The organism is Lysinibacillus sp. GW823-FHT02G10 (assembly GCF_058797135.1).
On the sequence record NZ_JBXAJI010000004.1, the window covers coordinates 1 to 24,573 of the forward strand.

The window sequence follows — 24,573 nt, forward strand, 5'->3', positions numbered from 1 at the left end:
ACTTAATCCTCCCTTGTGAGATGTGTTTGGGTATGCAAAAAACATTGACGCAAAATATCTTTGCGTATAAAATATTCTTACACTTATTATAATGCAAAATTTCGTTGCATATTTCAAGTAAAAAATTTTTGAGGTGCACATTTTTATGAAAAATTCTGAACCTTTACTACCTTTTTATGAGTTTATTGCAACAAATGTATCCGTTGGTATTCATGCAGTAGACCTATCTGGCAAAACGATTATTTACAATACGAAAATGAAAGAAATTGAAGGATTTCATTTTGATGAACTTGCGGATCGTTCCATTATTGAAATGTTTTCCTTCCGTCAACATGAAAGTACGTTAATGCGTGTTTTACAAACGGGAAAAAAAGAAATTAACGTTAAACAATCCTACTGGAATAAAAATGGTCATGAAATTACAACAATCAATGATACTTTTCCACTTTTTGTTGAAGGCAAACTGATTGGCGCAATTGAATTTGCACGTGATATTACCTCTCTGGAAAAGCTTGTTTATCAACCCCTTCGTCGTTACGATGAACCATTAACATTTGATATGATTAAAGCTGATTCTGAATCCATGAAGCAGGTTATCGACAACGCTAAAAAAGCAGCTGCTGTAAAATTACCAGTATTATTAATTGGCGAATCTGGCACAGGGAAAGACTTAGTAGCAGAGGGCATTCACCACGCCGCTTCACCTGATCCTGATGCCTTTGTGACACTCGTTAGTCGCCGTTCAGCTCAATCGGTGCTTGATAAATTACAGCAATTATTAGAAGAAGATAAAGATTACACCTTCTTCTTCGAACGTATAGATTTTTTAAGCTTAGACATTCAAGAGCAACTTTTGGATATACTACATTCACTTCCACAGTCCAAATATATGCTAATTGGCAGTGTGGGCAGTGATCCCATTACATTGATTGCCGAAAAGAAGCTGTCAAAATCTCTATATTATTTTTTTGCTACAATGGCCATTACCATTCCTAATTTAACGGATCGAAAAGAAGACATTCTTCCATTTGTAGAAGATTATTTTAGTCGACATCGAGAACGATTTGCTTCACAAGTCACTGATCTTGCACCAGATGTACAGGAATTATTTTTACAATATGATTGGCCAGGAAATCTAAAAGAGCTTGAGCTACTACTGGATGAAATTGTTTCATTTATGACAACGGAATCCACTGTTACTTCAGATTTATTACCTTTACATTTCCGCTTCAAAGTGCAGCAGCAAGATACAAATAATCGTGAACCAGAATTTTTTATGTTCCATCAAAATCACAATGTCATGCCACTCGATGCCTATTTGCGTGAAGCCGAATCATATTATGTGCAAAATGTCTTAAATTTATATGAGGGCAATATTACAAAGGCAGCGAATGCACTTGGTATGAGCAGACAAAACCTGCAATATCGAATCCGCAAAATAAAAAAGCAATAGAAAAAACGAGGATACTTTCATTCGAAAGCATCCTCGTTTCTTTATTGACCAGATTGTTCAATCCAGTCCTGCAATTTATCTTTTAAGGAATTAAAACCATTTGCATCCGATTCATCTACACGGTCCTGCAATGATTTACGTGGTGGTGCATCTTTTTTTCTTACTGTTGCTGGGCGATCCTGTAGCGCTCTCATCGATAAACTAATTTTTTCGGCCTCTTCATCGATTTCAAGAATCTTGACTTCAACTTCTTGCCCAACAGCTAAAAATTCACTAACGTCCTTCACAAAGCCGTATGTTATTTCCGAAATATGCACAAGGCCTTGCGTATTGTCATCTAGTGCAACAAATGCACCGTATGGTTGAATACCTGTAACTTTTCCGGTCAACACGTCTCCTAATTCATATTTTTTTACCATAACCTTTGCCCACTTTCTTTTGTTTGCTACGTATATATCGCTTAAATTATAACATACGTGTAAAAACGGGGCAAAAAATCATCTCATCAATCCATGATACCAATTATACGGTAAAAACCATCTTCATTTTGAGATAATCTAAACAAAATCTGCTTGCCATACTCTTTTTGATGTTCTTCATCAAGTCGTACAGCCACCATTGGATAAATTCCATTGTATTGCGATATTTGGCTAATTATGGATAATCCTTTTACTTTGTTTAAAAAATCAAACTCTATTTCTACATTTGATAGGATTACTTTCTCTTGCAATGATTCATCTCCAATAGAAATTGCATATAAATAAAGGGATACCATATTTAAAGGACTGAGCTGATTAATAAATGGTTCAGGGTCACTTTTCAAATACTGATCATAAATTCTCTTAATTTGTGCAATCTCTGCATCATCGATGTCTACAATATTAAATTCTTCAACTGCCGTATCTTTCCTAACTTGCAAAATGGCCGCTGAAATATCTTGTATTGACAGCCCTACTAACGTTTCTGAGTTGTTATATTGGTGTAATTCATTTAAAATAGTTGCCGCATTCTTTGTCATTACCTCCCCATACTTTCCATTAGCTACTTTTTGTAAAAAATTCAGGTATTCTTTATTAACGATTCCCTTTTCAGCATACACTTGATAATTAGTGGATCCTTTCATTAGAGCTAACCAAGTATTTTCAAATACTGCCTTTAATTCCTTATAAGTAACATTCGCCGTATTGATATCAAACAACAATGAACGCTCCATAATTTTCAAGGATTCAGCTGTTTCTTCTCGTGTATACCTCAAGCCTTCTTCTCCTACTAAAAATCCTTTTTGTAAAAACTCAAAGTAACCAAAAATATCAGGGTGCATGTATTTTATAGGCTCAAAAGCAAATTCCCCATCGATGGGATTAGCTTTAAAATAATAGGAACCATCCGTATCCAAATGAAGTTCCATATATTGCTTGCTTGCTGTTTCAATGATTGCTTTTAAATCTGATGGATACTGACTACGATCTATCTTTTTCTTGAAAAACTGTTCATAAGGTTCAAGTAAAGAATTAAAATACATTTCTATATCATTAAGCGATTGCTTATATAAGCTAAAGATTCCATAGGATTCATTAAAGGATAATGGCCCATATCCTTTGATTGTCTCTAAGGCTCGTCTTGGGGTCATTAATCCGTCTAAAATTTCTTTCTCCATTATTTGCAATTCCCAATCCTCTTCTATCGGACGTTCGTAACTCGTATAGAAGGCCAACATGGAATCTGCATTTTGAATATATGAAAAAGTATTCAGTTCTTCTACTGAAACTTTCAACTCTCTACTTATATCTTCTTTCACTCTCTTATATTTCTTGGTGATTCGCTCTACCCATTTTTCATACGTCCCTATCGTTTTGTCATCATTTTCTTGGGAAATCTGTTTATCACTGTTATTGTATGTTTCAGGCTGTCTAATCATATATGAAGTTCCTAATAAACCCACTATTAACACGCTCGCAATACTTACAAACCAAACAACCGACTTTTGCCATCTTGAGGGGCGCTGATGAACTTTATTGATGATTTCAAAAGATAATTCCTTGGATATATCCTCTTCTTCAATTTGTTTAAAGACAGTATCAGGATCAAGCTTCGCTTCCATTCGTTCATAGGATTTTTTCAGTAGTGCCATACGTTGGTCAAATTGCTTATCATCCATTTTCAACACTCCCATCTTGCATTAATGCTGCCTTTAGCTTTTCCTTCGCTCGTAATAATCGCACTTTCACCGTCGATAACGAAATATTTAAAACTTCAGCGATTTCTTCGTATTTTAATTCGTGGAAATAATACAACACGAGAGGATAACGGTATTTTTCGTCAAGTGCCTGAATAGCACGATGTAGATGCCTGTCCTCTTCAAACAAAAGAACATCATCTTCAGCAGATGAATGAGTCTTCTGCTGTTGGGCTTGTAGCTTGTCCTCTTTAGCCTGCTGCCGTTGTTCCTTACGATAATAATCACGCGTAGCATTTAATGTGATTTTATAGAGCCACGTGGTAAATCGATCCTGTTTAAATTGGTGTAAAAAGCGATATAGTTTAACAAATACCTCCTGTGAAACATCAGCTAAATCATTTGTATGTACGCCACATTGAAAGGCAAACTTTTCAACGGTTTGCTGATGTATGCGGATAAGCTCGATATAGGCTTCTTTATCTCCTTGCTGCGCCCTTGCTATTAGTTCAACCTCCGTCATAGCTCTCCCCCCTTTTTGATAATGAAACGAAGTATTCTACCTAATTGTTACATAATTTAAATGTCCTTCCTCATATGTCATCTCTCTATATTTTTACTCCATCAAATGTCTTTCTTGCTATCATCAATTTTCTGATATTTGCTTGTGTTATGAGAATATTGAGGTAAAATAATACTTTAGTATAAGGAGGATTTATTTTCGTGTCATCGAGGGATCAATTTACAACAAAAATTGGGTTTATTTTAGCTGCCGCAGGAAGTGCTATAGGGTTAGGAGCCATTTGGAAATTCCCCTATATGGCGGGTACGAATGGCGGTAGTGTCTTTATTTTATTATTTATTTTATGTACTTTCTTTATTGGCTTACCCGTCCTCATTGCTGAGTTCATGATAGGTCGTCGAGGTCAAAAGGATGCCGTCACTTCCTTTAAGGAACAAGCACCAGGAAAGCCATGGTATTTGATTGGCTGGGGCGGTATGGTAATTGCAGGCCTTATCTTATCATTCTACAGCGTTGTTGGTGGATGGATTTTAAGCTATTTAGGTCGTGCCTTTACATTTAAGCTAACGAATGCTGGCTCTGACATCAACTACGCTGATTTATTTGGCGATATTATTTCAAGCCCTTTTGAAGCAGTACTTGTACAGGGACTATTTATGTTATTAACAGTAGTCATTGTGTCAGCAGGTATTAAGGGCGGAATTGAAAAAGCCAGCACATGGATGATGCCTCTCCTCTTTATTTTCTTTATTGTCCTAGTTATTCGCTCTTTAACTTTAGACGGGGCTATGGAAGGCGTTAAATTTATGTTTGTACCTGATTGGTCCTATTTAAATGCTGAAACATTTTTAATGGCCTTAGGACAAGCATTCTTCTCATTAAGTGTAGGTATTGCGGTTATGATTACATATGCTTCCTATTTATCTAAAACAGAGAAGATTGGTAACTCTGCGATTAATGTAGCATCTATGAATATTATTATCTCTTTACTTGCAGGACTTGTTATTTTCCCAGCAGTATTTGCGCTTGGTTATACGCCTGATCAAGGGCCAGGCTTAGTATTCATTATTTTGCCAGCTGTATTCGAGCAGTTACCTCTTGGTGGCTTATTCTTAACTATTTTCTTCATTCTATTGCTTTTTGCTACAGTCACTTCTTCCATTTCCATGTTAGAAATAGTCGTGGCAATTGCTATTGGTGATAAACCAGAAAAACGTAGAAAAATTGCTTGGATTGGTGGAATCATTATTTTCATCTTTGGTATTCCAAGTGCCCTTTCATTTGGCATATTAGCAGATGTAAAAATAGTAGATCGCTCTATTTTTGACTTTGTGGATTTTATGACTAATAGCATCGGAATGCCGATTGGAGCTTTGTTGATTTCAATTTTTGCAGGTTATTATTATACAAGGGATATTTCACGTAAAGAATTAGCTGCGTCTAGCTTCATGTTTAATATTTGGTACATTTTAATTCGCTACGTCTCCCCACTCGCCATTTTTATTATTTTCATTCAGGGGATTTTGCCTTTATTTAAATAAGTAATAGCCTCATGATGCATTAAAAAAGAGGTTGTCCATTGACAACCCCTTTTTTTATAAGGAATATGCAAAATATTTTAAATAATACATTTCGCTTCAAATTTAATGGCAATTAGTTTGTAAGAAATGGCTACACAATCTTCAAACGGTATCCATTGCTCAAACGAATGCTCATATGTTTCTTGAATAACTTTTGCAAGTGTTGATGGATCATCAATCCCTTGCAATGCTGCAACTACATCTGCTGTTTCTGTATCATAATGGTCTGGACCTAAGTGGAATGGATCCCACTCCTCTAGCAGATGGACAGCTGCTTGATTCATTTTTATATTTTCCAAAATACTCACCTATTATCCTTTGATCATACTCGTATGATACCATAGTAAAAAAAAAAGAAAAGAGTGATTTGCTTGTCTATTTTTGATCAAACTATCAAACGTCGATGTACAAACTCAGTAAAATGGGACGCAATGGAAAAGGTTTATGGCCTAAACGATGCCTCAGATATCTTACCAATGTGGGTAGCCGATATGGATTTTCCTGCTCCAATAGCCGTTTCAAAGGCTTTACAACAACATGCTGAACATACTATTTTTGGCTATAGTTATATGAGTGAAGAAGCGATACAATCCATTGTAGACTGGCAAAGTACTCGCCATGACTGGCACATAGAGAAAGAAGCCATCCTATTCTGTAATGGTGTTGTGGCTGCATTAGCTAACAGCATTGTTGCCCTAACTAACCCTGGGGACAAAGTACTCATTTCACCTCCAGTTTATCCGCCATTCTTTAACATACCAAAAAGTAATGGTCGTGAAGTTGTGAGCTGCCCATTAATTGAAAAAGACGGATTGTTTGTCTATGATTTTGAAGCCTTCGAGCAATCTTTAGCTCAAGATGTGAAAGCCTACATACTATGTAACCCGCATAATCCAGGAGGCTATGTATGGGATGAAGCTACTTTAAAGGAAATTGTACGACTTTGCGCTAAATATGATGTCATCATTATTTCTGATGAAATCCATGCTGATTTAATGATTAATGGGGATAAACATATTCCTTTAGCTAAAGTTGCAGGTGATGAAATCAATCGCATTGTTACGTGTATGGCTCCTACTAAAACATTTAACTTAGCAGGAATTCAAGTTTCATATATGATCGTAACAGATAAGAAAAAACGTTTGAAGCTAGAGGCCATCAATATGGCAAGTGGTCAAGGCTCATTAAATACATTTGCCTCTGTTGCCCTTCATGCAGCATACACAGAAGGGGCTCCTTGGTTAGATGAATTACTTCCTTATATTTCTGCCAACATGGATTATGTGAAAACGGAGTTAGAGCAGATTCCAGGTATTCGTGTTACGATTCCTCAATCCACTTATTTAATCTGGATTGATTACCGAGAACTAGCGCTTGAAGAGAAGGAGATCATGAACCGCTTACTTGAAATCGGAAAGCTTGCTCTAGAACCAGGGACAAAATACGGAGAAGAAGGTCGTGGCTTCCTACGTATGAATGTTGCTTGTTCATTTGATACTGTGAAAGATGGAGTCGAGCGTTTTAAAAAGGTCTTTGCGCAATAAAATGGTTGAAAGGATATCTCTCCCCTTAGAGCTATCCTTTTTCTATGTTTAAAAACAAAATTTTGTGGAAAAGGTTCTTATCAATCGGATTTATACAGAGGTGATTTTACATGGACATTGTCCCATTAACGATTAAACGTGCTTATATGACATTCCTATTTCCCTTCGCCTATTCCGAAAAAAATCGTCAAAAAATCAGTGATATACTACTAAACGAGGGCTTTTCCTTTTTCACCTTAAACAATACATCTCTTGAAGACGCTTTTTATGGTGATATGACGATTATACATGAGGAACTTGCCCAATTTTTCTATCCTTTTTTGGAGGATAAATTATTTCCAAACAAAATGAATAACCCTGACTTTATTCGTTTTTCGAAAGCTTTTTATACACAAGGCACCTTACATCTGCAAGAAAGTCAAATCAATTATGATTACGAAGTGATGAGTATTGATGTGACATTATGTCCTTTTGGGAATGGGATTATAACAGTCAGAACAAATATTACAGATCAATCGCATGATCTAAGTGATATCTTAAATTTTATCCACTATTTTAGAGTATTAGAGGCTAAACTAAGAGAGGAAAAAGGTGCAAGTCATCATTTTTCATTTGGTCATTGTTCTTCTACGAGTGAATTATTATTTAAGTATTTTATACCTTATTTAAAACCCTTTCTATTACATCAACAAGACCATAGCTATGAAGGCTTACCTTTCTTTGAAGATGAGAGAATGTTTGCCTCAGCTTATTTAATTGCAGAGGAAGAAGCTAAAATTATACCTGAGCATTTATTTCGCTTAGGACAAGTAGACGGTAGGACACCTGCTGGCAAACCCTTTATTTCTAGCACTAATCCTTCATATATCTCTAATTATGTACAAGAGCATGCCCATACACGCTGGGCTCCTAACAGTTATATTATCACCTCCTCACAAGCACAAATAACGATTACAAATAGGCCGTTTGCCAAATGTACACATAGTATTCAAGAATTTATGGGTACGCACTATTACAATTTGTTCATTCATTATTTTTATAAAATGATGCTCTTAAAGCTTTCCTATGAGTATAGTGAAATAAAGTGGGGCAAAGATAAACAGGTTGTCAATGAACTAATCGAGCTGATTACAAAGTTTTCTGCACGCTATTATTTTGAAGAAGTCATCGTACGAACAGAAGGCAGAGAAATTGCTCAATTGCTACGAAAGTTCTTCCGTATAAATGAACATTATGTAGAAACGAAAGAAACATTGAATAGTTTGTATCGAACACAGGAAGATCAATCCGATAATCGAAGTAATAATTTACTATTTATTTTAACAGTCTTTACTGTGGTATCGGGCATTTATGGGATGAACTTAGTCATTGAAGGGTGGAAAGATAGCAGTGATTTCGATAGCATCGGTAGTTATACACTCTTTGAATGGGTAGCCTTTATTACTGCATTGAGTGGGATTGGCTTGTCACTTGTACTGGTTTGTTTCACTGCCATCAAGGCCCTGCAAAATACTATTCGACGCTTTAAAAAAAATTGATACAATAAAAAAGAATCTGCTCGCCCTCTATGGCAAGCGGATTCTTTTTATTAGACATTCTGTTGATTGTTTGTGTTTTTCTTTTCTGCTAAAATACGTGCTTCAATTTCTTTTGATTTTAATTCTTGTTTCTTAGAAATTTTTCTAAAAAGCGTAAACACGATAATACATAAAATAAGCATAATTAAAAATTCAAATGCTGCTGGAATATAACCTGATTTGTCTTCTGGGAAATATAAAAATTGATACATAAAGTTCTGCATGTTCTACACGTCCTTATACGTATTATTCAAAGACTGTAATTGACTCAATTTTCACATCTTCTAATGGTTTGTCTCGGAAATCTTTTTCCACATCTGCAATTTTATCCACAATGTCCATACCTTCTACTACATGACCGAATACTGTGTGTTTATGGTCTAACCAAGGTGTACCACCGTTTTGAGCATAAGCTTCGATGATCTCTTCAGGGAAGCCCGCCCCTTGTAATTGACGAAGCATATCACTTGGAAGGTGCTTCATTTGTACAATAAAGAATTGAGAACCATTTGTGTTTGGTCCTGCATTTGCCATTGAAAGCGCTCCACGTAGGTTAAACAATTGCTCTGAGAACTCATCTTCAAAGGAATTACCCCAAATTGATTCTCCGCCCATACCAGTACCAGTTGGGTCGCCACCTTGAATCATGAAGTCTTGAATAACACGGTGGAAAATAATGCCGTTATAGTAGCCTGATTTAGCATGACCTAAAAAATTCTCAACCGTTTTCGGTGCGTGCTCAGGAAATAATTTAATTTTGATAGCACCTAATGTTGTGTTCATTTCTACAAGCACTTCGCCTGCTTGTACGTCTGTTGTTAACTGTGGAAACATGGAAGTCTCTCCTTTAATGATAAATTTCAGTTTCAATGAAAAAGATGCCCTTGCATCTTTTCTGACCTCATTTTAGTCTAACATACTTCCTACTGGTTTTCTCCCTCTAAGTATTGACGATTTTTGCACTTTTACTATTCATGTTTAAAACTATGTAAATAGGTCTGAGCGAGTATTTGGAATCAATCCAAAATATGTTATTCTGATGAAGGATTTATAGAAAGAGTGGAGGCACACATGAAAAAGGCTTTTGGTTTTTTTATTATCGTTCTATCCCTTCCTGCTTTATGGTGGATTAGCACAAACATTAAAACAGAATTCAATATTGCACAAGCACATGAGGAACAAATGACTAATGCAATACATTTACCCGAGGTAGAGGCCCAACTACCTGTTACCCTTATTGATCGAAATGGGCAAACATTTAGTGAGGAATATGTCGAATGGCGGCAGCCACTAAGTTTACAAGAAATTCCACAAATTGCCCAGGAAATATTCATTACCAGTGAGGATGCTGATTTTTATACGCATATTGGCTTTGATTTAAGTGCTATTATTCGTGCAGTTGTAGCCAATTCAAATAGCAACACAACCTCTCAAGGTGGTAGTACAATTACGCAGCAGCTTGTTCGGATGCGTTATTTATCCGAAGAAAAAACATATGAACGGAAATTAACAGAGCTTTTTTATGCCTATGAATTAGAAAAAGAATTTGATAAAGAAGCCATTTTAACGATGTACCTAAATGAGTCCTATTTCAGCAATCAAGTTTATGGCATTGGCGGAGCAGCCACCTATTATTTTCAAAAGCCACTCAAAGAATTATCCATCGCTGAAATAGCTTTCATTGCTGCCATCCCAAATAACCCTTCCCTTTATAATCCTTTAAAGAATTATGATCAAACTAAAGCAAGGCAGGAGCGTTTGTTAGATACCCTTGCAGCAAATGGGGCTATTACAGAGGGAGAGGCAAAAAACTATAAGGCTGATGCCATTACATTAAATGTGAAAGATAAAATTCAAAGTTATCCAATGTATAGCACTTATGTTCTTCAAGAGCTAAAATGGCTTATTGCAGAAAAAGAAGGTTATGCGGATCGACTAAGCTCTACAGATAATGAGGAAGAAAAGAAAAAAATTAAAGCACAATTAGACATTCGACTCAATACACTATTTCAAAATGGACTCATCATTCACACAGCACTTGATCCTACTAAACAGCAACATGATGAGGAAAAAATGTCAGCTATTTTAGGTACTAGCCCATGGCAAGCTGCAGGTGCAGCCATTGAAAACCAATCAAGAGAAATAGTCAGTCTGTATGCAGGAAAGAACTATGAAAAATTTGATTTCCATCGTGCATTCCAAGGAACACGTCAGCCTGGTTCAGCTTTTAAGCCTCTAGCAGTCTATGCACCATTCTTCGAAACAACATCTCATACACCTGATTCGATTGTCAATGGTGGGCGTTATTGTGTGGGCTCTTTTTGCCCACAAAACTATGGGGGCTATACGTATGGTGATGTGTCAATTCGTACTGCTTTTCGACATAGCTATAATACATCTGCACTTCGTCTCTTTCAAACCGTTGGCGTCGAGACAGCCTTTCATTACCTTAATCGCTTTCACTTCCGCTCGATTGTAGAGAAAGATTATAATTATGCTGCATCATTAGGAGGACTAACCTATGGTGTAACAGCATTAGAACTAGCAGATGCTTATACTAGCTTTATTGATGGCTCTTATGTACTTGCACATAGTATTCGAAAAGTCACAGCATTAGATGGAACAGAGCTTTATAGTTGGGATACACAGCGTGATCAAATTTGGTCTCCTAAAACAGTAAAATACATGCGTGAACTCCTTGCAGATGTTGTAGCAAACGGTACGGGTCAAGGTGTCTATAGTAATAGCAGCTACGTTGGTGCAAAAACAGGGACAACGAATGACTATCGTGACTACTGGCTTGCTGGACTCAATAATGAATATACTGCTGCTGTATGGCTAGGGTATGATAAACCTCAATCGATGCAGCAATTAGAAGAGTACAAAATTCATCACCAATTATTTAACGTGTTGCTTGAGTAGTGAAACATGCAAAAGGTAGTAGTCGCTAAGACTACTACCTTTTTAAAGTGTAAAAAAACAAAACCATCAATTAAATTTTTATTAAAGATGTAAATGGTTTTCCGTTACAGGCTACTTGTTTTCCTGTGGACGAGCGCCGAGCCGCTTCCTCCGCTCCGTACAGGGGCTCACTATCCATGGGATTTAACGTCACAGAGGAGACCCTGGAGCGAATGTAAAGGAGTGAAGCGGCTCATCGAACTCCCCCTGGAAAGGACGCTGGCAGAACGGAAATCAACCCCTCGCCTTTCAAACTCTCTTTTTCTACTATTAACATCACCATTTTAATAGTATGTATTAATTTGCAAACGGCAAACTTGCCAAAATGCCATTATATAGCTTTAATACGACATAAATAACTAATGTTAAAAGAATCGTCCACATAAAAAGCTCAAAGATTAATAGACCGATTGTGCCGCCCATTGATATAAAATGACTCATTTTATAAATCAGATAAATAAAGTAGGTAAATATCGTTATGACGAAAATACCTATTAAAACATAAATAAATTGGATGGCAAATGCAGAACACATAGCACCTACAAATAAGATAATATAGCCACCTCGAGCCTGACTAACTGTGGCTCCTTCGTTGTCCTTTGAAAAGAACAGCATTCCTACTTCATGAATGGTTTCGCCTACTAGTTTAAGGGCAGAAAATAACATAAAAAAAACAATGGCAAAGACGATGAGAAGAAATACACGTAACTCAAAATCTGATAAAAACTCTCGCATTCCTGAATACACACCGATGGCTTGAAAAATCTGTAAAGATTTACCAACAGCATACATCCCAAATGTCAAACTAAACAATAAAATTGTAATTAATGGTAGATAACCATAGATATATGGGTTCTTCATAAAAAATTTTTTTCCTCTATTTTTATTGATAACTTCCTATTTATAATATAACGAAAATTCTCCAACGACCGCAAGCTAAATCCCAATAGTACATATGCATTCCCAATTAAAGTACGTTATAATTGATTTACTTACCTGCATAAAGGAGGGTTTTTTTGTTACAAGTACTTTATATTTTTATTCCAATGCTTGTTGCAATATTAGTGCCATTATTATATAAACGCATGAATAATATTCACACAGGTTGGTTTGTTCTTGCTGTACCTGTTACGCTTGCTGTTATTTATACAACATATATTGCTCAAGTTGCTAAAGGTGAAGTATTTACTGCAGAGCTACCTTGGATTCCATCGCTTGATATTTCCATCATCTCATATTTAGATGGACTTAGCTTATTATTCTCATTACTCATTACTGGAATTGGCTCGTTAGTTGTGCTTTACTCCATTTTTTACTTAGATAAACATAAAGAAAAATTACATAACTTTTATGTTTACTTACTGTTATTTATGTCAGCCATGCTGGGAGTAGTACAGTCAGATCATTTAATTACTCTCTATTTCTTCTGGGAGCTAACATCCATATCATCATTTTTACTCATCGGCTATTGGTATAATCGGGATGCCTCACGCTTCGGTGCATTAAAGTCTATGATGATTACAGTTGGCGGCGGTTTAATGATGTTAGGTGGCTTCGTTCTTCTTTATTTAATGGGAGGAACCTACTCGATTCGAGAATTGATAGTCATGGCACCAAATTTAGTAGACCAACCTTTATTCACTTGGTCACTTGTCCTATTACTCTTGGGAGCATTTACAAAATCCGCGCAATTCCCATTCTACATTTGGTTACCAGATGCCATGGAGGCGCCAACACCAGTAAGTGCATACCTTCACTCAGCTACAATGGTCAAAGCAGGTATCTATTTAGTTGCACGATTTACGCCGATATTTGCAGCCTCTGAACTTTGGGTGTGGCTTGTAACAGGTGTAGGTATCTTAACTTTATTCTGGGGTTCCTTCTTTGCAGTGAAGCAAACTGATTTAAAAGGTATTCTAGCATTCTCTACAGTCAGTCAGCTTGGGCTTATTATGTCACTACTCGGGGCAAATGCTGTTGCTTTTCATGCAAATGGCTCAATCGATACCATAAAATTTGCTGCATTTGCTGCCATTTTCCACCTTATTAATCATGCAACATTTAAAGGCAGTCTCTTCATGATTGCAGGCATTGTGGATCATGAAACTGGAACTCGAGATATTCGTAAACTCGGTGGTTTAATGAGTATTATGCCAATTAGTTTTACAGTGGCTGCAATAGGAAGTTTATCAATGGCTGGTCTTCCACCATTTAATGGGTTCTTAAGTAAAGAAATGTTTTTAACAGCGATGCTTGCACTTCAAAAGTTTGAATTCTTCGGCTTTGAAACATGGGGAGCACTCTTCCCTATTGTTGCGTGGATTGCTAGTATTTTTACATTTATCTATAGTTTCTATTTTGTTTTCCGAACATTTAATGGGAATTACAAACCAGAGCAGTTACCTCATAAACCACATGAGGCGCCGATTGGTATGCTAATTTCTCCTATTCTTTTAGCAGCTTTAGTTGTGACAATCTTCTTTATTCCAAACTTTATCGGTAATACCTTTGTAAAACCAGCCGTTCAAGCGATACAGCCATTTTTGTATGATTCACCTCAAGCTGTTGATATTCATGTATCTGCTTGGCATGGCATTACCCCAGAGTTACTGATGACCATTGGAATTATAATAGTTGGGGTATTGTTATTTGTTGCCTTACCAAAATGGCAAGGGATGTATCAACGATTCCCGCAAGCGTTAACATTAAACAATGCCTATGACAAAATCATGCAGGGATTAGATGTTGGCTTAAATCGTATTTCCCGACGCTATATGACAGGTTCTATGCGTCACTATTTACTCTATATGTTTAGCGGAATAACTATTATTGTTATCGGCTCTCTATTCGTGAAAGATGCATTTAGTATTTCATTCCAAGGAGCCTCACCAATTAATTTGTATGAAATTATCTTGATCGTAGTTTTATTAATTGGTACTGCCATCACCATCTTGGCCAAATCACGTTTAACAGCCATTATTGGGCTTGGTACTGTAGGCTATACAGTAGCCTTATTCTTTGTCATTTTTAACGCACCTGATTTAGCGCTGACACAGCTCGTTATAGAAACGATTTCAGTAGCACTATTTTTATTAGCATTTTACCATTTACCTAAGCTTGGTAAACGCGAGGAGCGAATGAGGTTCCAGTTAAATCGTGCCATTGTTTCCATTGCAGTTGGTGTGATGGTAACACTTGTTGCGCTATCAGCTCATTCCCAAAAACTAATTCCCTCTATTGCTAAGTACTACGAGGAAACCGTCTATTCTTTAGCTGGTGGTGGAAATATTGTAAACGTAATTTTAGTAGACTATCGAGGTTTCGATACATTGTTTGAAATTACAGTACTCGGTATAGCTGGCATGGCCATCTTAGCTATGATTAAGTTACGTATGAATAGAAAGGAGAACACTCATGAAAACAAATGATGTGATAATACAATTTACAGCTAAAATTGTATTTTTCATTATTTTCTTCTTCTCCATTCATATTTTTTTAGCTGGTCACTATACACCTGGTGGAGGCTTTGTTGGAGGGCTGTTAACATCAAGTGCACTTGTTCTTTTAGTGTTAGCCTATGATATCAACACAGTCCGCCATATTCTACCTATTAATTACACATATTTAACAGCCATTGGCTTACTATTAGCCCTTGCTACTGCGGCATACCCAATGTTTGTGGGCAAACCGTTTTTCACACATTTCTTTGATTATTTCGATTTACCGCTTCTAGGCAAACAGTCATTACACACGGCTATGCTTTTTGATAGCGGGGTTTATTTGGTTGTTGTCGGCGTTACGATGACCATTATTCAAACGATTGGAGAGGATGAATAATGGAAATAATTATGGCCTTTGTGATCGGCTTTCTTTTTATGGCAGCGGTCTATTTAATCTTATCAAAAAGTTTATTGCGCATTATTATTGGAACAGGTCTGTTAAGTCATGGTGCTCATCTACTCATCTTAACAATGGGTGGTCTTGGTGGTGAAGCTCCACCTGTCTTAAACGAAGGAGCCAAAACATTTGCTGATCCCTTACCCCAAGCACTTATTTTAACTGCAATTGTTATAAGTTTTGGGGTGACAGCATTCTTCCTTGTACTTGCCTACCGTTCCTATCAAGAGCTTAACACGGATGATATTAGCTTAATGAGAGGAAGTGATGAGGATGAATAACTTCCTACTATTACCCATTATCATCCCGTTTTTCTTCGGTATGATTTTAATGTTTGGACAAAAAAATCTAACTTATCAGCGATCATTTTCATTACTTGGGATTGGACTAGCCCTCCTCTCTGCCCTCTCACTGCTTTTAACAGTGAAAGAAGATGGTATTCAAAAGGTCACATTTGGAAATTGGCCTGTTCCTTACGGTATTACAATGGTATCTGATATGGTGTCTGCATTGCTCGTTACAACGACATTGCTTATTGCACTATTTGTTGTTTGGTATGGCTTCGGTTCTATCACGAAGGAACGCGAACGCTTCTTTTATTACCCTGGTATTATGTTTATTTTAACTGGGGTCAATGGTGCCTTTACAACAGGTGATATTTTTAACTTATTTGTGTTCTTTGAAGTATTGTTAATGGCTTCCTATTTACTCATCGTTTTAGGTGGTGAGAAGGGGCAACTGAAAGGGTCAATTAAATATATTTTAATTAATGTTATTTCTTCGGCATTATTTGTTATAACCGTGGCCTATTTATATTCTGTAGTAGGAACATTAAATATGGCTGATATTGCGGTAAAAATTGCTGAAATTAATCAACCAGGGATTATTACTGTTATTGCTGTACTATTTTTAATGGTATTTGGACTAAAAGCAGCTATTTTCCCATTATACTTTTGGCTTCCTACTTCGTATGCAGCAGCCCCGATCCCTGTCTTAACTCTATTTGGCGCTCTGCTCACAAAGGTTGGGGTCTATGCCATTACACGTACCTACACACTATTTTTTGTACATGATTTATCCTATACGCATGATTTACTAATGGCATTAGCTATTGCAACAATTGTGGCTGGTTGTATTGGAGCACTCGCTTATTTTGATGTAAAGCTCATTATTATCTATAACATTGTCATTGCAGTAGGTGTCATTTTATTTGGTGTCTCTCAAATGAATGAGGCTTCTTTAAAAGGAGCGATGTTTTATTTAATTCACGATATGCTGATTAAGGCAGCACTCTTTATGTTAATCGGCATTGTCATCTACATTACTGGTACATCTGACTTGCGTAAAATGGGTGGACTTATGAAAAAATACCCTGCACTGGGTTGGTGTTATTTAATAGCAGCTTTTGGCTTAGCTGGAATTCCACCACTTAGCGGGTTTGTTGGAAAGCTGTTAATTGTTCAGGGAGGCTTTGAGGCTGGAAGTATGTGGAGCAGTATTTTCATTTTAGCATCTTCACTGCTTGTTTTACTATCCGTGATTCGTATTTTCCTCTATGCCTTTTGGGGTGAGGAAAAAGAAACACAAGGTACCGTCGACAAATCTACCTATAAAATGCTGTTTATGCCTACTGCCTTGTTAGTACTTATTACGGTCGCATATGGTGTGGGTTCTGAATGGATTACGCCATTTATGGATGATGCTGCAAAACTATTAAATGATCCATCTATCTATATAGATGCTGTGATGAAGGAGGATTAGCACTATGGCATTTCAAATGATTTTAAATTTTGTACTTGCCTTTGTCTGGATGTTCCTTTCCTCTAATTACACAGCAACTGGTTTTATCATAGGATTCATGATGGGGATACTTTTACTTATTCTCATGCGGAGGTTTTTCAAGTCCCGTCTTTATGTCTATCGATTATGGGCCCTGCTAAAATTAACGTTGTTGTTCTTTAAAGAATTAATTTTAGCAAATGTTCAAGTGTTAAAAGTAGTGTTGAAGCCTAAACTGGACATGCAACCAGCCTTTTTTGCTTATCCAACTGTTTTAACACAAGACTGGGAAATTACGTTATTATCAAGTCTTATTACTTTAACACCAGGAACAGTTGTAGTGCATGTTTCGGATGATGCGAAAACATTGTATGTACATGCAATTGATATTAACGATGTGGATGAAGCCATTGCTTCCATTCGAGATTCATTTGAAAAAGCGATTTTGGAGGTGAGTAAATCATGACAACATTTATTATTGCTGTAATCGTAGTGATTTGCTTATCAATGATAGCGGTCATTTATCGAATGGTAAAAGGTCCTTCCGCATCCGATCGTGTTGTAGCTTTGGATTCACTTGGTGTTTCACTCATTTCCTTAATCGGACTATTTTCGATTTTAGTGGAAACAAGCTTCTTTCTTGAAATCATTTTATTGCTAGCAATTTTATCGTTTATCGGTACGATGGCTTTCTCTAAATTCATAGAGAAAGGAGATATCATCAAACGTGACAATTCTCGCTAATAGTTTAGTTATCTTTTTCATTACTGTTGGAGTACTCTTTATTGTCGTGACAGCTATCGGACTTGTCCGCTTACCTGATTTGTATACACGTGCACATGCCGCTTCAAAAAGTGCAACACTTGGCGTCATGTGTGTACTGATTGGTGTATTCTTTCACTTTTGGCTGATTGAAGATCATTTCAACCCTCGTATTTTACTGGGGATACTCTTCCTCTTTATTACTGGTCCTGTTGGCGGACACATTATGACGCGTTCTTCCTATATTGCTGGTGTTAAGCCTTGGAAAGGTACCGTACGTGATGAACTAGGTCCTGAAATTGACAGAATGAAAAAGGAACAAGGTGTAAAATAAACGTAAAAATCTGCCCGATTACTAAATCGAGCAGATTTTTTTAGTTAAATATATCCCTTGGCAGTTAAAATATTTGTCAGTTGCTCCACACATTCTTCAATGGAATGCTGTTCTGTATCCAAAATAACTTCTGGGTTAATCGGTTCTTCATATGGAGCGCTAATCCCTGTAAAATTAGCAATTTCAGCATTCCTTGCTTTTTTATACAAACCTTTAGGATCTCTTTTTTCACATGTTTCTACTGAACACTTTACAAAGACCTCTAAAAATTCACCATCCTCTACAAGTTCACGGACTACCTGACGATCTTCTCGATAAGGTGAAATAAAAGCCGTTAGCACAATTTGACCGCTCTCTATAAATAACTTTGAGACTTCACCTATTCGACGAATATTTTCTTTGCGCCCTGCCTCATCGAATCCTAAGTCACTATTTAAGCCATGACGCACATTATCACCATCTAATACGAAGGCTTGATTGCTCCTTTCAAATAATCGACGGGCAAATGCATTAGCCACTGATGATTTTCCTGAAGCAGATAAACCCGTAAACCATAAAATAAAGCTTTGATGTTTATTTTTTGAACGGCGTTCTTCTTTTGTAATGGAGGCTTCATGCCAAACAATGTTTGAACTCATTTCACTACCTCCTTACTCATGCCTTTAATTAAAATGTCTACGACTTCTTTACGACTGAATGTACTTGGTGGTACTTCTCCATTTCGTAGCATCTCACGTACCTTCGTTCCTGATAGAATGACATGGGCAGAGCTATCATGTGGACACGTCTTTGTCGTCGCCATGCCTTCACATTGCTGGCAATAAAAGCTATGCTCAAATTTCAGTGGGACAATTCCCAATTCATCTTCAGTAAACTGTTCAAAAATCTTTTGTGCATCATATGTGCCATAATAATCACCAACACCTGCATGATCACGACCAACAATAAAATGAGTACAGCCATAATTTTTTCTAACAAGTGCATGGAAAATAGCTTCCTTTGGTCCTGCATACCGCATAGCGGCTGGAAAAATACCTAATTGTACACGACTTTCAGGATAATAGTTTTTTAATAAAACCTCATAGCTCTCCATACGTATAGCAGCTGACACATCATCTGACTTTGTTTCACCCACAAGTGGATTTAGAAATAACCCATCAATCGTTTCAAGTGCTGCCTTTTGAATATATTCATGCGCCCTATGGACTGGATTACGTGTTTGGAAGCCAACAATAGTTTTCCATCCCTTGTCAGCAAATAATTGTCGCGTTTCTATTGGATCAAATGAATAAGCAGGGAACTTTTGTGTAAGACGTTTAATTAACGTAATTTTCCCTCCAACATAAATGGCAGGACGATCAAAAAGCTTTTGAACGCCCGGATGTGCTAAATCCTCTGTTCCATAGACAAGTAAAGCCTCTTTTCGTTTATTCGGCTCATAAATATCTGCTACTTCAATAACGCCATATACTTCATCACCATAAACCAGCTTCACCTCGTCACCAGGCTGTAAAATGGACGCTTTCTCTTTTGTAACAGGTAAGGTAATCGGAATACTCCATACTACACCTGATGCTAAACGACTTTGTGCCACGACTGACTCATAGTCTACTTGTGTTAAAAAACCTTCAATTGGGCTATACCCCCCTATAGCAATTAGCTCTAAATCACTCAACGAAATTGCATCCAACTCAATTTCCTTATGAATAGTTGTGATTTTTTTTTCCGGATTAAATGCTTGCACAAGTAGTCCACCATGTGGTTGTAGACTCATAAAAATCTCCTCCTAATTCTAGTTAAATACTAAGTTTTGTAGTCAAAAGATAGTGATGATATGATTCAATTTAAATGCCTTCCCCTGCATCATAGATAGACTGCTCTTCTTCACGCATCGTACGCATCAGACTAATGACCCCTAGCGTCCCAACAATAATGCTGCCATTTAAAATAATGGCATAAAGGTCTTTTTCTAAAAATAACTGCACTAAAAAATAAGAAATGACTAATGAAAAGATGGGTGATACAACCCAAATACGTATAATTTTTTTCACAATATGCTTATGGAAGATTTGCTTTCCGTTTTTCGCCATCCCCATCCCAATGATGGATGAAGAAGTGACTTGTGTTAAGGGTACTGGAAGCCCAAAAATTGAGCTTACGCCAACAAGCAGTGCACCTGTACTTGAAATGAGAATGCCCTCTGCCTTTTGAAAGCGCACTATTTTTTTACCGTTTGTTTCAAGCACTCGTTTACCAAGTAGCAGAGCACCTATTGCGACAAATGCACCGCCAAGCACAATGCCCGTTGTCACATCCATCATTCCTGCTCCCACCAAGGGTCCAACTGCATTGGCAACATTATTCATCCCCGCTGAAAATGCTTCGAAAAATCCTGCTAAAACGAGAAGAACAGTTAAAATTGGCCGATCTTTCAGCAACCCTGTGTTTTGTAACTTATATAATAACTTTCCACATACAAGAGCAATGACAAAGGCAACAAGCGGTACAATCACCCAAAATGATATAATGACAAGCAGCGAATTGACGAATAGTACTTTATAGGCAATTCCTACACCCACGACAGCACCCACTGTTACTTCACTCGTTGATAAGGGAATGCCTAAAAGATTGGCGAAAAATAACGAGCTTGTCGCAGAAATCAAGATAATGATGACAACCTTTACCGTAATATATTCCTGGGGCATAATGCCTGAGCTTATCGTTTTAACTACCTCTCCTCCGCCTAATACAGCTCCACTGTAGACGCCTATCGCGCATAAAAGCAATGCTTGCCACGCTTTTTTGATGGCACCTGCCCCATAAGCAACACCCATTGAGGCTGCTGCACCGCTTGCTCCTATGTTCATCGCAAAAAATAAACTAATAGCTATTGCAAAATATTCAAGCATGGCAGAACTCCTTTATTCATGTAACCCGCACTCGGTTTTACCAGAACCTTGCCATCTACCTGAACGTAAATCCTCCATTGTAAATGCTGGTTTCGTACAATGCTCACAGCCGATGCTTGGATAGCCTTGATCGTGTAACGGATTATATGGCAAACTGTGCTTCGAAACATAACGCCAGACATCCTTCCAAGTCCAATGAATCAATGGACAAACTTTAATCGATTTAAATTTATCGTCACGATTTAAAAAGTTTGTTTGTTGACGTGTTGGTGATTGCTCACGACGTAAACCTGATATCCAAGCCTTTTTACCTGATAAGGCTTCGTGTAAAGGTTTTATCTTACGAATATCACAGCACTTATTTGGGTTGGTTTTCCATAGTTCGTCACCATGTTGTGTAGCTTGTTGCTCAAGTGTAAGGGTTGGCTTCTTCATGACAATGTTGAGTTGTGGATATTTTTCTTTGACTTTATGAATGGTTTCATATGTTTCTTTAAAGTGTACATCTGTATCTAAAAATACAATCGTAGCGTTAGGCTTTACCTTTGAAATGAGATCAATTAAGACAATGCCCTCAATACCAAAGCTACATGCATAGACGATTTCATCTCCATATTCTTGATAGCTCCACTGTAAAACCTCTAGTGCAGCCTTATACATATCATCAACCTGAAAATCAATGATCGGTTCTTGCCAATTTTCGTAAGTTAACATCGAATCCCCCTCATAACAAAAAAGGCGTTCTAACAAAAGACATAGGAAAAACAGGTCTTTGTTAAAACGCCTCTAGTTTGACTAGCCAGCTCTATATTTAATGATTGTTCACTAGTAGTTGTTACCTCGTACTACAATCATTCTTCTTATTACCAAATATATACTAAAGTACACCAAGCAGTCAACTAGGTTTTTTAAATATCTTTTCCATACACCCATTTTTTTTGCTCTTTGCTGCATATGATGAGTGGTATCTAAGGACACTTTTATTAATTTTCAAAATAAATAATCTTTTTTATAATTCCTTGTTGACTAATAGGAAATATATGTTTAATGTATTACTAAAGCTTTGACCTAAAAAAACGCTGATCAGAGGATCTGAAGGCCATCTACCCAATGTTGTCATGTCATTGTGGGTGATGGCTTTTTGCATTCTTAAGACAGAAAAGGGGCGGATTAACTATGAAAAAAAAGAGCTATGTTCTACAATCCTTGGCATTATTAACTATTCTAACGCTTAGTTTAACTGGCTGTGGAAGTGCTAACTCAGATGAAAAAACAAGCGGTCAAGAAGACAAGAAGTCTGTAGAGCTACTAAATGTTTCCTATGATCCAACACGGGAGCTTTACGATGAGTTCAACAAAGATTTTATAAAAAAATGGAAGGATGATACTGGCCAAGACGTCACAATCAATCAATCACATGGTGGATCTGGCAAACAGGGGCGTGCAGTTATTGATGGTCTTGAAGCCGACGTTGTGACACTCGCACTCGCTTACGATATTGATGAAATTGCTCAAACTCGTGAGCTGCTGAATAAAGATTGGCAAACCGAATTTGATCTTAATTCGACTCCCTATACATCTACAATTGTTTTTTTAGTTCGCAAGGGCAATCCAAAAAACATACAAGATTGGGATGATTTGATTCAAGATGATGTATCTGTCATAACGCCTAATCCCAAAACATCTGGAGGTGCACGGTGGAACTACTTAGCTGCTTGGGCTTATGCCGGAAAGTTATATAACAATGATGAGACAAAAATAAAGGAATTTATGAAATCACTTTACAGCAATGTAGAAGTACTTGATTCTGGCGCTCGTGGAGCTACAACAACATTCGTAGAACGTAAAATTGGTGATGTCTTAATTGCGTGGGAAAATGAAGCATACCTCTCTCTCAATGAATTAGGTAAGGATGAATTTGAAATCATCACGCCTTCATTAAGTATTTTAGCAGAGCCACCAGTTGCAGTTGTAGACAAAATCGTAGATAAAAAAGGGACACGTGAAGTCGCTGAAGCTTACTTACAGCATTTATATAGTGATACAGGGCAAGAAATTGCGGCGAAAAATTATTATCGACCACGTAGTGAAACGATTCTAGCAAAGTATAAAGATCAATTCCCTCAGCTTGAACTTGTTTCCATCGATGATTTTGGTGGTTGGTCACAAGCACAAGCAACCCATTTTAAAGATGGTGGTACCTTTGATGAAATATACGTACCACAATAAGGAGCGTTTTGATGAGCAGTTTAATCATTCCTAAAAAATCGCGTCGAATTATTCCAGGCTTTCATTTATCTCTTGGTTATACAATGCTTTACGTAAGTTTACTAGTGTTACTACCACTTTCCATGATTTTCATTCATACCATGTCCTTAAGCTGGTCAGCATTTATAGATATCATTACAGATCCCCGTGCTGTTGCTTCCTACAAAGTGAGCTTCAGCACTGCACTGATTGCAGGCTTACTAAATGTTTTTTTCGGTACGACTATTGCATGGGTTCTCGTTCGCTATCAATTTCCCTTTAAACGAATCATTGATGGGCTTGTAGACTTACCTTTTGCATTGCCTACTGCTGTCGCTGGAATTGCTTTAACATCTCTTTATGCACCCAATGGTTGGATTGGTCAATTTTTTGATTTTAAAATTGCCTTTACACCTCTTGGCATCATTATTGCTTTAACCTTTATCGGGCTACCATTTGTTGTACGAACGGTCCAGCCCGTTTTACAAAATATCAGTGCTGAGGTGGAGGAAGCTTCGGCAAGCCTTGGAGCCAATCGTTTACAAACCTTCCGTAAAGTCATCTTACCAGAGCTAGTACCAGCAATTTTAACTGGCTTTTCCTTGGCCTTTGCGCGCGCTTTAGGTGAATATGGCTCGGTTGTTTTTATTGCAGGAAATATGCCGATGAAAACGGAAATTACGCCGTTAATTATTATGACAAAGCTTGAGCAATATGATTATGCGGGGGCAACTGCCATAGCTGTTGTCATGCTTGTGACATCCTTTATTTTGTTGTTCACCATTAACTTGATACAATGGCTAGCCAATCGTCGGTTTGTACATTAGGAGG

25 protein-coding genes are annotated in these 24,573 nt (G+C 37.2%); 14 read left to right on the plus strand and 11 right to left on the minus strand.

What is annotated here, in order from left to right:
• Positions 1–145: 145 nt before the first annotated feature.
• Positions 146–1,453, plus strand: a complete 1,308-nt coding sequence (locus tag AC1RFD_RS14020; RefSeq protein WP_048394476.1) for a sigma-54-dependent Fis family transcriptional regulator — start codon at positions 146–148, stop codon at positions 1,451–1,453.
• 41 nt (positions 1,454–1,494) lie between these two features.
• Here the strand turns inward: AC1RFD_RS14020 and yugI are convergent, their stop codons facing one another.
• The 3 genes from yugI to AC1RFD_RS14035 all read right to left on the minus strand — a co-directional run bounded on the left by yugI (position 1,495) and on the right by AC1RFD_RS14035 (position 4,152).
• Positions 1,495–1,872 (minus strand): S1 domain-containing post-transcriptional regulator GSP13, encoded by a 378-nt coding sequence (gene yugI, locus AC1RFD_RS14025; RefSeq protein ID WP_004228409.1) that lies wholly within the window; start codon positions 1,870–1,872, stop codon positions 1,495–1,497.
• A gap of 86 nt (positions 1,873–1,958) precedes the next feature.
• Positions 1,959–3,611: a hypothetical protein gene (locus AC1RFD_RS14030; RefSeq protein WP_485600353.1), complete on the minus strand. Its 1,653-nt coding sequence runs from the start codon at positions 3,609–3,611 to the stop codon at positions 1,959–1,961.
• On the minus strand, positions 3,604–4,152 hold the full coding sequence (locus tag AC1RFD_RS14035; protein WP_492474990.1) for an RNA polymerase sigma factor: 549 nt from the start codon (positions 4,150–4,152) through the stop codon (positions 3,604–3,606). The genes AC1RFD_RS14030 and AC1RFD_RS14035 overlap by 8 nt, the downstream gene beginning before the upstream one ends.
• 200 nt (positions 4,153–4,352) lie before the next feature.
• Between AC1RFD_RS14035 and AC1RFD_RS14040 the strand changes: the two genes are divergently transcribed.
• Entirely contained in the window at positions 4,353–5,693 is a 1,341-nt protein-coding gene (locus tag AC1RFD_RS14040) for a sodium-dependent transporter (protein WP_054549427.1), read from the plus strand.
• 77 nt (positions 5,694–5,770) lie between these two features.
• On the opposite strand, the gene AC1RFD_RS14045 is transcribed toward AC1RFD_RS14040, so the two are convergent.
• On the minus strand, positions 5,771–6,031 hold the full coding sequence (locus AC1RFD_RS14045) for a DUF1871 family protein (protein ID WP_004228396.1): 261 nt from the start codon (positions 6,029–6,031) through the stop codon (positions 5,771–5,773).
• 72 nt (positions 6,032–6,103) lie between these two features.
• On the opposite strand from AC1RFD_RS14045, the gene AC1RFD_RS14050 reads away from it, so the two are divergent.
• Both AC1RFD_RS14050 and AC1RFD_RS14055 read left to right on the plus strand, forming a co-directional pair.
• Positions 6,104–7,276: a MalY/PatB family protein gene (locus AC1RFD_RS14050; RefSeq protein ID WP_048394465.1), complete on the plus strand. Its 1,173-nt coding sequence runs from the start codon at positions 6,104–6,106 to the stop codon at positions 7,274–7,276.
• 110 nt (positions 7,277–7,386) lie between these two features.
• Positions 7,387–8,814, plus strand: coding sequence for a magnesium transporter CorA family protein (locus tag AC1RFD_RS14055; RefSeq protein ID WP_131522563.1), 1,428 nt, complete (start codon positions 7,387–7,389; stop codon positions 8,812–8,814).
• Between the two features lie 50 nt (positions 8,815–8,864).
• On the opposite strand, the gene AC1RFD_RS14060 is transcribed toward AC1RFD_RS14055, so the two are convergent.
• Positions 8,865–9,077, minus strand: a complete 213-nt coding sequence (locus tag AC1RFD_RS14060) for a hypothetical protein (RefSeq protein WP_066038174.1) — start codon at positions 9,075–9,077, stop codon at positions 8,865–8,867.
• 22 nt (positions 9,078–9,099) lie between these two features.
• On the minus strand, positions 9,100–9,687 hold the full coding sequence (locus AC1RFD_RS14065) for a peptidylprolyl isomerase (protein WP_004228389.1): 588 nt from the start codon (positions 9,685–9,687) through the stop codon (positions 9,100–9,102).
• Between the two features lie 237 nt (positions 9,688–9,924).
• Here AC1RFD_RS14065 and AC1RFD_RS14070 point away from each other — a divergent pair, with 237 nt between their 5' ends.
• On the plus strand, positions 9,925–11,775 hold the full coding sequence (locus AC1RFD_RS14070) for a transglycosylase domain-containing protein (protein ID WP_485600359.1): 1,851 nt from the start codon (positions 9,925–9,927) through the stop codon (positions 11,773–11,775).
• Positions 11,776–12,111: 336 nt separating this feature from the next.
• Here AC1RFD_RS14070 and AC1RFD_RS14075 read toward each other — a convergent pair whose 3' ends face one another.
• Entirely contained in the window at positions 12,112–12,675 is a 564-nt protein-coding gene (locus AC1RFD_RS14075; protein ID WP_048394459.1) for a DUF5366 family protein, read from the minus strand.
• Positions 12,676–12,830: 155 nt separating this feature from the next.
• Here AC1RFD_RS14075 and AC1RFD_RS14080 point away from each other — a divergent pair, with 155 nt between their 5' ends.
• The 7 genes from AC1RFD_RS14080 to mnhG are packed head-to-tail and all read left to right on the plus strand — an operon-like array spanning position 12,831 to position 18,586.
• Positions 12,831–15,242, plus strand: a complete 2,412-nt coding sequence (locus AC1RFD_RS14080; protein WP_485600361.1) for a Na+/H+ antiporter subunit A — start codon at positions 12,831–12,833, stop codon at positions 15,240–15,242.
• On the plus strand, positions 15,229–15,651 hold the full coding sequence (locus AC1RFD_RS14085; RefSeq protein WP_004228380.1) for a Na(+)/H(+) antiporter subunit B: 423 nt from the start codon (positions 15,229–15,231) through the stop codon (positions 15,649–15,651). The genes AC1RFD_RS14080 and AC1RFD_RS14085 overlap by 14 nt, the downstream gene beginning before the upstream one ends.
• Entirely contained in the window at positions 15,651–15,992 is a 342-nt protein-coding gene (locus AC1RFD_RS14090) for a Na(+)/H(+) antiporter subunit C (RefSeq protein ID WP_004228379.1), read from the plus strand. The genes AC1RFD_RS14085 and AC1RFD_RS14090 overlap by 1 nt, the downstream gene beginning before the upstream one ends.
• On the plus strand, positions 15,985–17,472 hold the full coding sequence (locus AC1RFD_RS14095) for a Na+/H+ antiporter subunit D (protein WP_054549430.1): 1,488 nt from the start codon (positions 15,985–15,987) through the stop codon (positions 17,470–17,472). The genes AC1RFD_RS14090 and AC1RFD_RS14095 overlap by 8 nt, the downstream gene beginning before the upstream one ends.
• 4 nt (positions 17,473–17,476) lie before the next feature.
• The gene (locus AC1RFD_RS14100; protein WP_048394455.1) at positions 17,477–17,956 is read left to right on the plus strand and encodes a Na+/H+ antiporter subunit E; all 480 of its coding nucleotides are present in this window, start codon (positions 17,477–17,479) and stop codon (positions 17,954–17,956) included.
• Positions 17,953–18,234, plus strand: coding sequence for a Na(+)/H(+) antiporter subunit F1 (locus AC1RFD_RS14105; protein WP_004228375.1), 282 nt, complete (start codon positions 17,953–17,955; stop codon positions 18,232–18,234). Before AC1RFD_RS14100 ends, AC1RFD_RS14105 begins: the two co-directional genes overlap by 4 nt.
• Positions 18,218–18,586, plus strand: a complete 369-nt coding sequence (gene mnhG / locus AC1RFD_RS14110; protein WP_004228373.1) for a monovalent cation/H(+) antiporter subunit G — start codon at positions 18,218–18,220, stop codon at positions 18,584–18,586. Before AC1RFD_RS14105 ends, mnhG begins: the two co-directional genes overlap by 17 nt.
• 44 nt (positions 18,587–18,630) lie before the next feature.
• On the opposite strand, the gene cysC is transcribed toward mnhG, so the two are convergent.
• The 4 genes from cysC to AC1RFD_RS14130 form a co-directional block, all read right to left on the minus strand.
• Complete coding sequence (gene cysC / locus AC1RFD_RS14115; protein WP_048394453.1) at positions 18,631–19,224, minus strand: adenylyl-sulfate kinase; 594 nt, start codon at positions 19,222–19,224, stop codon at positions 18,631–18,633.
• A complete protein-coding gene (gene sat / locus AC1RFD_RS14120) occupies positions 19,221–20,360 on the minus strand; it encodes a sulfate adenylyltransferase (RefSeq protein WP_048394451.1) in 1,140 nt (379 codons plus the stop codon). The genes cysC and sat overlap by 4 nt, the downstream gene beginning before the upstream one ends.
• A gap of 70 nt (positions 20,361–20,430) precedes the next feature.
• Positions 20,431–21,495 carry a sulfate permease gene (gene cysP, locus AC1RFD_RS14125; protein WP_048394449.1) on the minus strand — a complete coding sequence of 355 codons (1,065 nt, stop codon included), beginning with the start codon at positions 21,493–21,495 and terminating at the stop codon, positions 20,431–20,433.
• Positions 21,496–21,507: 12 nt separating this feature from the next.
• A complete protein-coding gene (locus AC1RFD_RS14130) occupies positions 21,508–22,209 on the minus strand; it encodes a phosphoadenylyl-sulfate reductase (protein WP_054549431.1) in 702 nt (233 codons plus the stop codon).
• A gap of 462 nt (positions 22,210–22,671) precedes the next feature.
• Between AC1RFD_RS14130 and AC1RFD_RS14135 the strand changes: the two genes are divergently transcribed.
• Both AC1RFD_RS14135 and cysT read left to right on the plus strand, forming a co-directional pair.
• Positions 22,672–23,724 carry a sulfate ABC transporter substrate-binding protein gene (locus AC1RFD_RS14135; protein WP_054549432.1) on the plus strand — a complete coding sequence of 351 codons (1,053 nt, stop codon included), beginning with the start codon at positions 22,672–22,674 and terminating at the stop codon, positions 23,722–23,724.
• Between the two features lie 11 nt (positions 23,725–23,735).
• Positions 23,736–24,569 carry a sulfate ABC transporter permease subunit CysT gene (gene cysT / locus AC1RFD_RS14140; RefSeq protein WP_048394444.1) on the plus strand — a complete coding sequence of 278 codons (834 nt, stop codon included), beginning with the start codon at positions 23,736–23,738 and terminating at the stop codon, positions 24,567–24,569.
• The last annotated feature ends 4 nt before the right edge of the window (positions 24,570–24,573 follow it).